The sequence below is a fragment of the Nostoc sp. DedQUE09 genome, from assembly GCF_034530915.1.
Classification (GTDB): domain Bacteria; phylum Cyanobacteriota; class Cyanobacteriia; order Cyanobacteriales; family Nostocaceae; genus Nostoc.
On sequence record NZ_JAVRCE010000113.1, the window covers coordinates 1 to 12218 of the forward strand.

General features: G+C 43.1%; 10 protein-coding genes. 7 read left to right on the plus strand and 3 right to left on the minus strand.

The genetic code is table 11. The features are described from left to right. The first annotated feature begins 855 nt into the window (after window positions 1-855). On the plus strand, window positions 856-1566 hold the full coding sequence (locus tag RMY27_RS34615) for a Crp/Fnr family transcriptional regulator (protein ID WP_322669319.1): 711 nt from the start codon (window positions 856-858) through the stop codon (window positions 1564-1566). Here RMY27_RS34615 and RMY27_RS34620 read toward each other — a convergent pair. Next, window positions 1552-2208: a PAS domain-containing protein gene (locus RMY27_RS34620; RefSeq protein WP_322669320.1), complete on the minus strand. Its 657-nt coding sequence runs from the start codon at window positions 2206-2208 to the stop codon at window positions 1552-1554. The genes RMY27_RS34615 and RMY27_RS34620 overlap by 15 nt on opposite strands. Before the next feature lie 851 nt (window positions 2209-3059). Here RMY27_RS34620 and RMY27_RS35715 point away from each other — a divergent pair. Further along, the gene (locus tag RMY27_RS35715) at window positions 3060-3161 is read left to right on the plus strand and encodes a hypothetical protein (protein ID WP_416212396.1); all 102 of its coding nucleotides are present in this window, start codon (window positions 3060-3062) and stop codon (window positions 3159-3161) included. A 419-nt stretch (window positions 3162-3580) separates the two neighbouring features. Here the strand turns inward: RMY27_RS35715 and infC are convergent, their stop codons facing one another. Continuing rightward, a complete protein-coding gene (gene infC, locus RMY27_RS34625; RefSeq protein ID WP_322669321.1) occupies window positions 3581-4093 on the minus strand; it encodes a translation initiation factor IF-3 in 513 nt (170 codons plus the stop codon). Window positions 4094-4308: 215 nt separating this feature from the next. Here infC and RMY27_RS34630 point away from each other — a divergent pair, with 215 nt between their 5' ends. Further along, window positions 4309-5649, plus strand: coding sequence for a DEAD/DEAH box helicase (locus RMY27_RS34630; protein ID WP_322669322.1), 1341 nt, complete (start codon window positions 4309-4311; stop codon window positions 5647-5649). Between the two features lie 439 nt (window positions 5650-6088). Next, a complete protein-coding gene (locus RMY27_RS34635) occupies window positions 6089-7741 on the plus strand; it encodes an adenylate/guanylate cyclase domain-containing protein (RefSeq protein ID WP_322669323.1) in 1653 nt (550 codons plus the stop codon). 27 nt (window positions 7742-7768) lie between these two features. On the opposite strand, the gene RMY27_RS34640 is transcribed toward RMY27_RS34635, so the two are convergent. Further along, window positions 7769-8392 (minus strand): Uma2 family endonuclease, encoded by a 624-nt coding sequence (locus RMY27_RS34640; RefSeq protein WP_322669324.1) that lies wholly within the window; start codon window positions 8390-8392, stop codon window positions 7769-7771. A 226-nt stretch (window positions 8393-8618) separates the two neighbouring features. Here RMY27_RS34640 and RMY27_RS34645 point away from each other — a divergent pair, with 226 nt between their 5' ends. The 3 genes from RMY27_RS34645 to RMY27_RS34655 all read left to right on the plus strand — a co-directional run. Next, window positions 8619-9986: an NAD-dependent succinate-semialdehyde dehydrogenase gene (locus RMY27_RS34645; RefSeq protein ID WP_322669325.1), complete on the plus strand. Its 1368-nt coding sequence runs from the start codon at window positions 8619-8621 to the stop codon at window positions 9984-9986. A 116-nt stretch (window positions 9987-10102) separates the two neighbouring features. After that, window positions 10103-11746 (plus strand): acetolactate synthase large subunit, encoded by a 1644-nt coding sequence (locus RMY27_RS34650; protein WP_322669326.1) that lies wholly within the window; start codon window positions 10103-10105, stop codon window positions 11744-11746. Between the two features lie 82 nt (window positions 11747-11828). Continuing rightward, window positions 11829-12218, plus strand: a 390-nt coding sequence (locus RMY27_RS34655; RefSeq protein ID WP_322669327.1) for a hypothetical protein, incomplete at its 3' end; no start/stop codon positions are given.

Here is a 12218-nt window from a genome sequence, read left to right on the forward strand (position 1 = left end):
GAATTCGGGTAGTCGTTTATTGAATTCGGGTAGTCGTTTATTGAATTCGGGTGGTCGTTTATTGAATTCGGGTAGTCGTTTATTGAATTCGGGTGGTTGTTTATTGAATTCAAGCAGTGGTTAGGGTGGAGTAAAACCCAGATTCTTGAACAACTTCAGACTTGTGTGTACACCGTAGATGCATTGGGGGGAAACTAGAAATACAGTTCCCTCCCCAATACATACGGGGAGGATTAGGGAGGGGTAAAACTTACGCTTAAACTCTGATGAGTGAACTGTTTCAGACTTGTGTGTACACCGTAGCCTTTATAAGGGGAGGGTTAGGGTGGGGTAAAACCTTGGCTAATCAGCTATTTCAGACTGGTGTGTACACCGTAGGCTTTTCGGGAGGGGAGACAAAGCACAGCTTTAGCGGGGTGGAGTTTTCCGGGTTTAATAAGTAGTAATCAAGCAGACATCATATAACTCAACGTCAGAATATTTGACCCGGATTTCTCACTTGTGAGAAATCCGGGGGCGGGATACAATAAGGAAAAAATACGTTTTATTAATACGGATTGCAAAAGTTTACTTGGCGTGAAAACCTAAAAAGCTATCAGTTAATTATTAAAAAACTGCTGGCTAATATCTTTTGAAAATTGGCCAACCTCCCGTAGTTATATTTATAGGTCTTCGGACAATACGGTTCGGATAAGCATTTTGAACTCAGAATTACCTTTGGGGAAAAGGTTAAAGGTTAAGGGTTAAAAGTTTTTTCCCCCTTTCCCTTTCCCCTTTAACCGAACCGTATTGGGTTTTCGGATGCCATAGCTTAACAATATTAAAAATAATTAATAAACAAGCTTTAATAAAAATATGGCTACTGAAAACACTCTGCTCGCCGCCCTGCCCCGCGACGTATACAAGCAGATAGAAAACAAAATGCACGAGGTCGAGCTTTCATCCGGTGAGGTACTCAACCGACCCGGCGAAACTATCGAACAAGTCTACTTCCCTCTTACCTGCCTAATCTCAGTCACCGTCACAATGATAGACGGTAGGACGATTGAAGCCGGAGTAGTCGGAAGCCGGGAGATGGTAGGGATCAACGCCTTCATGGGTGGGAGCGAGATGACGCAGACCGAGTACATCGTTCAGGTTCCCGGCAACGCGGTGAAAATGAAGGCACATCTGCTGTTGGCTGAGTTCGACACCAATAAGCCGCTGCGGGACGTGATGCTCAAATACACACAAGCTTATATCGCGCAAATCTCGCAGAATGTTGCCTGCAACCGCACTCATACTATAGAAAAACGCATGGCCCGTTGGTTGCTTGAGTCCAGTGACCGTCTCTACTCGGATGAACTGATCCTGTCCCATGAGTTCCTCTCCCACATGCTGGGCGTGCGCCGTTCTGGCGTCACCGAAACCGCCCACCTCTTGGAAAAAAAAGGTCTGATCAAATGCAGCCGAAAGAAAATCCAAATCGTTGATCGGCAGGGACTACAAGAGGCTTCTTGTGAGTGTTATGAGGTAATCAAAAAGGAATACGATCGCCTGCTAAAGTTTAAGCTAAAGAGCAGATAACGGATAAAGCCCTTCTGGCCTTTCTAAGGCTAATTGAGGCTGTTGCCAGACGTGAGTCATATCGCGCACCATCCAGCGCAAGCCTGTTAACTTGCCTTTAACATCACGTACAGAAGCTACAGTCATAGCAGCCTCAAAAGGCTCACAGTCACGCGGTTGTATCCGTGATATCCACTCTTGCACATAGTCACATTCAGAACTATGCATCTGGTTTAGTTGGGAACGAAACGCCTGACGTTCTTCTATTGCAATGAAACAGACTAACGGTTTGTTGACCAAAAATCGCTGTTGAAGATTGAACAGTGTGGCAGTGACACGATTAGCTGACAGAATTTTCCCTTGTATGTCAGTCACCAAGTAAGCATTTGGTATGAAGTTTAACAGGTCTTGGTAGCGCTTGTATTCCTCTCTAAGCCGTGCTTGTACATTTCCCAATTTTTGAGTTTGCTCAAACAACTGTTCCGTAGCTATCTCTAGTGTTTTTGAAGCAATATCAACTTCTTTCAAGACTGCTAGCAGCAAATCGGCTTCTGGCTGTACTGCGGTGTTCGTATCTTGGCACAAGTTAGCTAAACGCCCTTGCACTGACTGTAACTGCTGGGCAAACATAATATCTAGGTTTATTATCAATTCAGGTCGCATCTAAGTTTCAATCCCTGAATAGAAAGAAAAAGACTGTGAACCAATTCCTAATGGGTTTTATCCCTTAATTTCTCGTTACTGGGTTCTAGCCTAGCAAGCAGAAGTTAAAGGATATTACTATCGATGAATTTGATTTCAAATTTTTATAACTTCGGGATTGCCTACACTTAAGTATTAATTAAAGACTAGAACACTCAGCCGCTCCCAGTCAGTACGATTCCGTACAACATTATGAAAGTCCGCTACGAGAGTTGCCACGAATTCTTAGCCCCTAGCTTTGAACAAACCGGAAGTTTAGAGGTCTTTCCTGCCTATAATCCTTATATATCAAACTTTCCGGCAAGTCTAGGATTTCCATTTCTAACTCAATTTTTTTTAAAGCATTTCTAAGCATAGATAAAATACTCATCTAGCTGGAGATAGGCATTGAGGTTATTTTAATAACTACGCTGAAATCCTGGTACTTTTGCTCTGTATCCCTTATTACTAGCAAACTTAACATTAAACCATAGTTTATCTGCCTTCACAAGTTCACTAGATAGAAGAATAAATTTTGCAAAAAGAGTAATTTTTTTAGATAAGATTAAGCACGGTCAGCCCCTTTGGGGAAGTCAAAAGTTAACACTGAGCAGAGTCGAAGTGTCAAAAGTCAAAAATTTTAAACCCCATACTTCGACTACGCTCAGTAACCATAAATAAATTTAGTTGCTCTGATCCAACTGTAAGAGCTTGTTTTACAATAATTCTTCCATCTAAATAATACGGATTTTTACCCAACCCTATACAAAAGGTCGAAAAATTATATGGATGATTTAAAATACTTAGATAAGTATGCTTTTCAAGTCTTAACAATGATCGAGGAAGGGTATTCTAGCCGCCAGATTGCCCAGCAGTTTCATCTAAGTTATAAGACAGTAAAGGATATTGTGGAACGGTTTTCTAACTGCCGATAAAGAGAATTTTCAATCCCCCAGTACCTCTGTTATGCGTAAAACTCTCTTGCTTTCAACTTAAAAGCTATTAATTCATATTGCAGTACACGACATAAAACCAAAAACCGCACTTATAAATGTTAGTGCGGCTTTGAGTCCCATAGAAATGGGTTTGGCTTTATCAATATTCGTAGACAGGATCTGGGATGTTTCGATGTCCCAGTAGTTGGGGTTATGACATCCCCCACTGGTTTAAGGTTCCATCCTCATCTCCACTATAGCTCTGTGCAAGTGTGACTCAATGCACAACGAAAAAATCCCCTTGCTGTCTTGAATGGGGAGAATGTCAATGTTTTTTCCATAGAAGCTACAGTGTTGCCTCCGGGTTTTTTCGTTCTTTACAAGCTGTTACAAATAATCCTCTAGCGATCGCAAGATAACTAGGCAGGAATGACTTGAATAACTAGGGCACGTTTATCCAGCGACTGGATTTTACCTACTTTACTAAGATCGTTTGCAATTCGGTCTAGCATCTCTCCCGCTTTGTCACGATATTGATGTTCTCGGCCTCGTAAACGAATGGCAAACTTGACAGAATCGCCTTTACTCAACCACTGACCTGCTTGTTCGATGCGTAAATTGTAATCAGCTAAACCCACGTTTAGACCGAATCGAACTTCCTTTACCGTGGGTCTAGCACTTTGGCTCTGACGTTTTTTCTTTTGATACTGAAGCTTGCCATAGTTGAGAATCTTCGCGATTGGAGCGTCTTTACCTTGAGAGACTACAACTAAGTCAAGCTCTAAGCTTTCAGCTAGCTGTAACGCCTCATTGGTGTCGATCAGACCACGATTGTTATTCTCATGGTCAATCAAAAAGACGCTAGGTGATTTGATTTGTGAATTAATCAGTTGCTTTTGGATTGCGATAATGAATTTCTCCCATTTGTTCAATACTTTGCTTTACAAGCAGGTAATGCTAATTTAACACAACACTGAATCAGAGCAACTTTAACAACACAATAGAGGGCAATCTGATAGAATGAGGGACTGCGGCACTCGCTCTCAGTCTTTGCGCTACTGCCCATCCAGCTTTTCAATGATTTTTATCCGTCCGCCTAAGACTGACGCCATGATTGGCGACAGGCCGATGTTATTTTTGGAGTCTTATGTCTTTTTCCGATCTCGGCTTGTCCAATGAAATTATCCGTGCTGTTACCGAACGAGGGTACACGGAACCCACGCCAATCCAAATGCAGTCCATTCCTGCTGTCTTGTCAGGTAAAGATTTATTAGCTGGGGCACAAACTGGCACTGGAAAGACCGCTAGTTTTACACTGCCGCTCTTGCATCGATTGTCGTCTAATAAGAGCAAAGGTACGCCTAATGGATACCCACCAATCCGGGCGTTGATTCTCACCCCGACTCGCGAACTCGCTGCACAAGTGGAAGAAAGCGTGCGCGAGTACGGCAAATACTTAAATCTTAACTCAATGGTGATGTTTGGCGGAGTCAGTATTAATCTGCAAAAACAGCGTTTGAGGAGTCGAGTGGATATTTTGGTCGCTACTCCAGGGCGACTACTAGACCACGTACAGCAGGGTACGCTGAATTTATCGCAGATTGAGGTTTTGGTGCTGGATGAAGCCGATCGGATGCTGGACATGGGTTTTATTAATGATATCCGCCGCATCCTTTCACTCCTGCCCAAACAGCGACAGAATTTGCTATTCTTCGCTACTTTCTCAGACAAAATTAAGGCACTAGCCGCCGGACTACTCAATAATCCGACGATGATTGAGGTAGCACGCCGCAACGTTACCGCCGACACGATCGCACAGAAAGTTTACCAAGTAGACCGTGACAAAAAACGCCAATTACTTGCTCATCTGATTCGGCGAGATAATTGGTATCAAGTACTAGTGTTCACTCGCACCAAGTATGGCGCTGATCGTTTGGTGAAGCAGTTGGGCGAAGACCGCATTCAAGCCTTGGCAATCCACGGTAATAAGAGCCAGCCGGTGCGTACTAACGCTCTGGCCAAGTTCAAAAATGGCACCTTACAAGTATTGGTGGCGACAGACATTGCTGCTAGGGGTCTTGACATCAGCGAACTGCCCCATGTTGTTAACTTTGATTTGCCCAATGTACCAGAAGATTATGTTCATCGTATTGGTCGCACCGGTCGCGCTGGCGCATCAGGTGAAGCTGTATCGCTAGTGTGCATCGATGAACAGCATCTATTGAAAGATATCGAAAAACTGATTGAGCAACGCTTGCCGAAGGAAGTGGTTGCTGGTTTTGCGCCCAACCCCGATACCAACCCCGAACCAATCGCAAATGTACGGCAACAAAGAGCCAAGCCCGGAAGTGAGAAGCGTCCGGCTCGTACTCCTAAACCGTTACCACAGACATCGGTTAAACGTAAAGCAGCGCCACCTGCCACTAATGGCGAGAAACCTGGCGCTCGTTCGTCGGCATCGCGTCGTTCTGCTAAACGCGATCGCTAATATTCGTTAGCTGTTCAATAGATTGATTTTTCAAGGGTTATGGAAAACCTCACTTCCATTCCTATCGCGTACAAATTTTCGTTGTACACACAAGTCTTTTGGAGTTGTGCCAGAGACTTTTAATCCAATACTTTGTAATATCTGTCACCAAAATAGTGCTGAGTGCTGAGTAAAAAGTAAAATTAATTGCACTCAGCATATAGGGTAGTCGCGCCCCTAAGAGCCAAGTTCTGTTTGCCCTTGGCGTTGGCATTCGTGTAGTTTTAACTACAAGGTTATACTCAGCACTCAGCACTCAGCACTCAGCACTCAGCACTACTGAAATACAGTTGTCGGAATGCAGTTAACAGTGTCATAAACAAAAGGTGAAGGTTAACCTGTAGGGTATAACTTACCTTAGAGTTGCTTGACCTCTAGCTTCGATGGATCTATCACACTCATGACTGAACTCACGTTACGCCTACAAGAGGGAGATACCGAGACCACGATCGCAGTTGACCAAGATGTATTTACAATTGGTCGTTTGCCGGAATGTAACTTGTACTTACCTTTTGGTGGAGTATCCCGCAACCATGCTCGCCTAGTAAAAACGGCTGACGGTGTGTGGACTATTGAGGATATGGGCAGCAAAAACGGGACGCAAGTCAATAAATATCTGGTTAACTATCCCCAAGAGTTACATCACGGCGATATCATCTGGCTGGGCAATGTTAGCCTGGTAGTGCTGCTCACAACCCCTGTTTCTCAACTGACACCAGAGTATGCCGAAATTTCGGACATTAATGAGCAAAGAACCATCCTTCACAATGTTGAACAATTACAACAGCAATGGATCGCAGCTGATAGTAAGGATGGCAACATCAGCAATAAGGACAAAACCATTGCCCGTCTCAAAGACTTAGTGGACATAGCAAAAAATCTTTGTGCAGCCGCGTCTATAGAAGAGATTTTTTCTCAGGTGCAGCAAGTAGTTTTTCGTTACCTTGATAGTATCGATCGCTTGGCATTATTAATTGATGTCAATGGTTGCGGCCAGTTAGAATTAATGAATGCTGCCACTAGAAATATTTCTCAACAGAAACATCTTCCCTCTGATGGTAGTTGGATTAGTCGTACTATCTGTCAAAAAGTATTTGAGGAAAAAGTAGTTATTCAAACCGGTGATACTCATCAGGATGAACGGTTTGCTAGCGAACAGAGTATTTTAGTCAAAGGCATTCGTAGCGCGATGGCAGTGCCTTTATGGGATGAAAATAAAGTTGTGGGCGTACTATATGCCGATGCCAATTTTTCTTCTTACCATTGGGCAAATGAAGGTGAGGAAGAATTAAGCTTTTTCTCAGCTTTAGCAAACCTTGTTGCTTCTAGCGTGCAGCGTTGGCTACTGGTAGAGAAACTCAAAACTGAAGAGATGATTCGTCACCGACTAGAACGCTATCATTCTCCAGCAGTTGTACAGCAGTTGATATCTGTGGGCGGATTACCGGGTGGTCGTTTAGCTCCCGCCGAGAGCGAAATCAGTATTTTGTTTGCCGATTTAGTTGGCTTTACGGCAATTTCTGAAAGATTAACACCAACAGCGATCGCTCAACTATTAAATAATTTATTTGAAGAAATGCTAAAAGAAGTGTTTGGTTGCGGCGGCACTTTAGATAAATATATTGGCGATTGCATTATGGCATTTTTTGGCGCTCCAGAACCGCAAGCAGATCATGCCGATCGCGCTGTTACTGCTGCTAAGGGAATGCTCACTCGTCTCGAACATCTAAATGCCAATGGTTTTTGGCACGAACCCCTGCAATTACGTATTGCAATTAATAGCGGGAAAGCTGTGGTGGGAGATGTCGGTAGTTCCCAAAGGGTAGATTATACGGCATTAGGCGCAACGATTAATCTTGCTGCTCGGATGGAAGCAGTTTGTCCCCCTAGTGAATGCGTGATTAGTGAAGCCACCCATAAAATGCTTTCAGAACCCTCAGACTTCCAAGAAATGGGAGATTATCGTTTCAAAGGTATTGAGCGATTAGTTAAGGTTTATCAGACAAAATTGCAACCAGTACCAACAATCATTGCTCCAATTATTAATCTTTAGGTATTGGCTAGGCATAATATACTCAATTTAGCTGACCGTGCCAGCGCGAAAAATTTGCTCTGCGGTCAAATTCAACTCTGGAAAAGTTGGCGACTGGATACGGTCATCTCCTCGAAACTTACTAATGCGATACTCACCTTCTTCTAAACAGCAAACCAAAAGAGTAGGTTGTTTAGGTTTGCCAATAAATTCTCTACCGCCCAATGCAGCATAATCTACAATCCAGTATTCAGGAATTCCCATTTCTTCATAATCAGCGTATTTTTTTAGATAATCATCACGCCAATTGGTACTTACCACCTCAATTACTAAAGGAATTGATGCTGCTTGAGTAACAGTTGATTCTTTTTTCCACAGAGGTTCATTAACTAAATTAGGCTGATTTAATATTAGGACATCTGGGGAATAAGCAGATTCTTTCTCAACTGGTTTGACGAATACTGTTTTAGGAATGAAATAATGAAGATTTAAGCGACTATATTCTAAAGTGATTTTTGTGGCTAAAAATCCAATCACCTCTTCATGGTCGCCTGTAGGTGGCGGCATCTCAATTATTACTCCATCATATAGTTCGTAACGTTGTCCTGTGTTATTTGGATATTTAGCAACGAATTCATCGAATGTGACTAGTTTGCGTAAGACTTGAGTCATGGCTTGATTCCTCAATTGTGCAAATTATAGCAACTTTACTTGTATTTAATTCATCAATATTAATACTTGTTGATTGGTATAATTTCATTCAATTAAAATTGCAAAATTGTAATATTAAGCAACCAATTCCGGGTTAAAAGACTAGAATTTGGGTGGTAGCTTCCAGAATTGATCTGTGTAACACTAGGAAGCCTACCGAAGCTATTTTTTAACGGGAGGTCAGGTAATGGCGATCGCCACCATTAATCCCGCCACTGGGGAGACGCTCAAAACCTTTGAGGCGCTCAATGATGCAGAAATTGCCGCTAAACTCGATTTAGCTGATCGGACTTTTGAACAATATCGTCAGACTAGTTTCTCTGAACGATCGCATTGGCTGCAAAAGGCTGCTGAGATTTTAGAGCAAGACAAAGCAGACTTGGCTAAGTTAATGACTCTAGAGATGGGTAAGCCATTTAAAGCTGCGATCGCAGAAGTCGAAAAATGCGCCGCCGTCTGTCGTTACTATGCCGAACACGCCCCTAGTTTTCTAGCTGATGTCAGTGTAAAAACTGATGCCAGCCAGAGTTTTGTACGTTATCAACCAATAGGTGCGATTCTCGCGGTCATGCCGTGGAATTTCCCCTTCTGGCAAGTGTTCCGCTTTGCTGCACCAGCGCTAATGGCGGGAAATGTCGGCTTACTCAAACACGCTTCCAATGTGCCGCAGTGCGCCTTGGCAATTGAAGAGATTATCCGACGGGCAGGTTTTCCTGAAGGTGCGTTTCAAACTCTATTAATAGGCGCTGCCAAAGTTGCCGATTTAATGGCTGATGACCGCGTAAAAGCTGCTACCTTGACCGGAAGCGAACCAGCGGGGGCATCCCTCGCCGTTGCCGCCGGCAAACAAATTAAAAAAACAGTTTTGGAATTAGGAGGAAGTGACCCGTTTATTGTGTTAGAAAGTGCTGACTTAGAGACAGCAGTTGTCACAGCTACTACAGCGCGGATGTTGAATAACGGGCAATCATGTATTGCAGCGAAACGTTTTATTGTCGCAGAAGCGATCGCAGACAAATTTGAAAAATTGCTTTTAGAAAAATTTGAGGCGCTAAAAATAGGCGATCCTATGCAACCAGATACCGATTTAGGGCCACTGGCAACACCTGGTATTCTCCAGGATTTAGACCAACAAGTGCAAGGTGCTATTAGCAGCGGTGGTAAAGTCATCACCGGTGGACATCCTTTATCAGATCGTCCTGGAAACTTTTATCCACCAACGATTATCATAGATATCCCCATCGACACACCAATCGCCAAAGAAGAATTCTTTGGCCCGGTAGCCTTGTTATTCCGGGTTCCAGATATTGATGCTGCCATTAAACTCGCTAATGACTCACCCTTTGGCTTAGGTGCAAGTGCTTGGACAACCAACAACCAAGAGAGCGATCGCTTAGTTGAAGAAATCGAAGCAGGTGCCGTATTTATCAACGGTATGGTTAAATCCGATCCTCGGTTGCCCTTTGGTGGCATCAAACGTTCTGGATATGGCAGAGAATTGAGTATCCAAGGTATACATGAGTTTGTCAATGTTAAAACCGTGTGGGTTAAATGATTAGTCATTGGTCATTGGTCATTAGTCATTAGTCAAAGAACAAATGGCAAAGGACAAAGGACAAAGGACAAATGACTAATGACTAAAGTCTTATTCGTTGCTAGTTAGGAAATAAAATGAATACAGCAGAATTATTGGTGCAGTGCCTAGAAAATGAAGGAGTGCAATATATTTTTGGACTCCCTGGCGAAGAAAACCTGCACGTTTTGGAAGCGCTAAAACATTCTTCGATTAAATTTATTACGACTCGTCATGAACAGGGTGCAGCATTCATGGCTGATGTCTACGGGCGCTTAACAGGGAAAGCCGGGGTATGTCTTTCTACTCTTGGCCCTGGGGCAACCAACTTGATGACTGGGGTAGCAGATGCTAACCTCGATGGTGCGCCCTTGGTGGCGATTACCGGTCAAGTGGGAACAGATAGAATGCATATTGAATCCCATCAATATTTAGATTTGGTGGCAATGTTTGCACCTGTCACCAAGTGGAATAAGCAGATTGTGCGACCGAGTATTACACCCGAAGTAGTGCGGAAAGCATTTAAGCGATCGCAATCTGAAAAACCTGGCGCAGTTCACATCGATTTGCCAGAAAATATTGCTGCTATGCTCGTCGAAGGCAAACCTTTGCGTAAGGATAATAGCGAAAAAACTTATGCATCTTTTGCTAGCATTCGGGCCGCCGCCGCCGCAATTTGCCAAGCAGTTAACCCATTAATTTTAGTCGGAAATGGGGCAATTCGCGCTCACGCAAGTGATGCCGTAACGCAATTTGCCACCTTGTTGAATATACCTGTTGCCAATACTTTCATGGGTAAAGGCGTGATTCCCTACACACATCAACTAGCTTTGTGGTCAGTGGGATTACAGCAAAGAGACTTCATTACCTGTGCCTTTGATAACACAGATTTAGTAATTGCGATCGGCTATGATTTGATTGAGTTTTCCCCTAAGAAATGGAATCGTAATGGTGAAATTCCCATTGTGCATATTGGGGTAAATCCGGCAGAGATTGATAGTAGTTATATTCCCAACGCCGAAGTCGTGGGAGATATTTCAGATTCCCTCTATGAAATCTTAAAATTAGCAGACCGACAAGGTAAACCCGATCCCTTTGCCATTAGTTTAAGGACAGAGATTCGGGCTGATTACGAACAGTATGCCCATGATGACGGATTTCCTATTAAGCCGCAAAAGTTAATTTATGACTTACGCCAAGTGATGGGCCCAGATGATATCGTCATCTCTGATGTTGGCGCACATAAAATGTGGATGGCTCGTCATTATCATTGCCATAGCCCCAATACTTGCATAATTTCCAACGGCTTCGCAGCTATGGGTATTGCCATTCCTGGAGCTTTAGCAGCAAAACTCGTTCATCCTAAGCGCAAAGTCGTTGCTGTTACAGGTGATGGCGGTTTTATGATGAATTCTCAAGAATTAGAAACAGCCTTGCGTGTCGGTACGCCCTTTGTCACCATCATTTTTAATGATGGTGGCTATGGGTTAATTGAGTGGAAGCAAGAAAATCAATTTGGTAAAGGAAACTCATCCTTTGTGCATTTTAGTAATCCTGATTTTGTCAAATTAGCCGAAAGTATGGGTTTAAAAGGCTACCGAGTTGAATCAGCTTTAGATTTGATTCCCACCCTCAAAGAAGCCCTCGCTCAGGATGTACCCGCCGTGATAGATTGTCCCGTAGATTATCGGGAAAATCACCGCTTTAGTCAAAAAGCCGGCGAGTTGACTTGTGCGTTGTAAAAATTAGAGACGCGATTAATCGCATCTGTATAAGAGTTAGGAGTTATTTATTCCTAACTCCTTTTTTATTTTTACGCCTTTAGTGTTTTGGTATGATGCGTTACACCAAGGACTAACGCACCGCTTCGCTTCATTTTATAGATATATTTCTTCTCTTTCTTTGCGTCCTTTGCGTCCTTTGCACGAGTATCAAAGACTCGTTAACGGAGTTCAAAGGCTCATTCACGAGTATAAAAGACTCGTTAACGGAGTTCAAAGACTCATTCACGAGTATAAAAGACTCGCTGACGGAGTTCAAAGGCTCATTCACGAGTATAAAAGACTCGCTGACGGAGTTCAAAGACTCATTCACGAGTATAAAAGACTCGTTAACGGAGTTCAAAGACTCATTCACGAGTATAAAAGACTCGTTAACGGAGTTCAAAGACTCATTCACGAGTATAAAAGACTCGTTAACGGAGTTCAAAGACTC

Coding starts and splice junctions, on each gene's coding strand:
- RMY27_RS35715 (WP_416212396.1), top strand. CDS start 3,060: ATGATCGAGGAAGGGTATTCTAGCCGCCAGATTGCCCAGCAGTTTCAT.
- RMY27_RS34630 (WP_322669322.1), top strand. CDS start 4,309: ATGTCTTTTTCCGATCTCGGCTTGTCCAATGAAATTATCCGTGCTGTT.
- RMY27_RS34615 (WP_322669319.1), top strand. CDS start 856: ATGGCTACTGAAAACACTCTGCTCGCCGCCCTGCCCCGCGACGTATAC.
- RMY27_RS34640 (WP_322669324.1), bottom strand. CDS start 8,392: ATGACTCAAGTCTTACGCAAACTAGTCACATTCGATGAATTCGTTGCT.
- RMY27_RS34620 (WP_322669320.1), bottom strand. CDS start 2,208: ATGCGACCTGAATTGATAATAAACCTAGATATTATGTTTGCCCAGCAG.
- RMY27_RS34650 (WP_322669326.1), top strand. CDS start 10,103: ATGAATACAGCAGAATTATTGGTGCAGTGCCTAGAAAATGAAGGAGTG.
- RMY27_RS34635 (WP_322669323.1), top strand. CDS start 6,089: ATGACTGAACTCACGTTACGCCTACAAGAGGGAGATACCGAGACCACG.
- RMY27_RS34645 (WP_322669325.1), top strand. CDS start 8,619: ATGGCGATCGCCACCATTAATCCCGCCACTGGGGAGACGCTCAAAACC.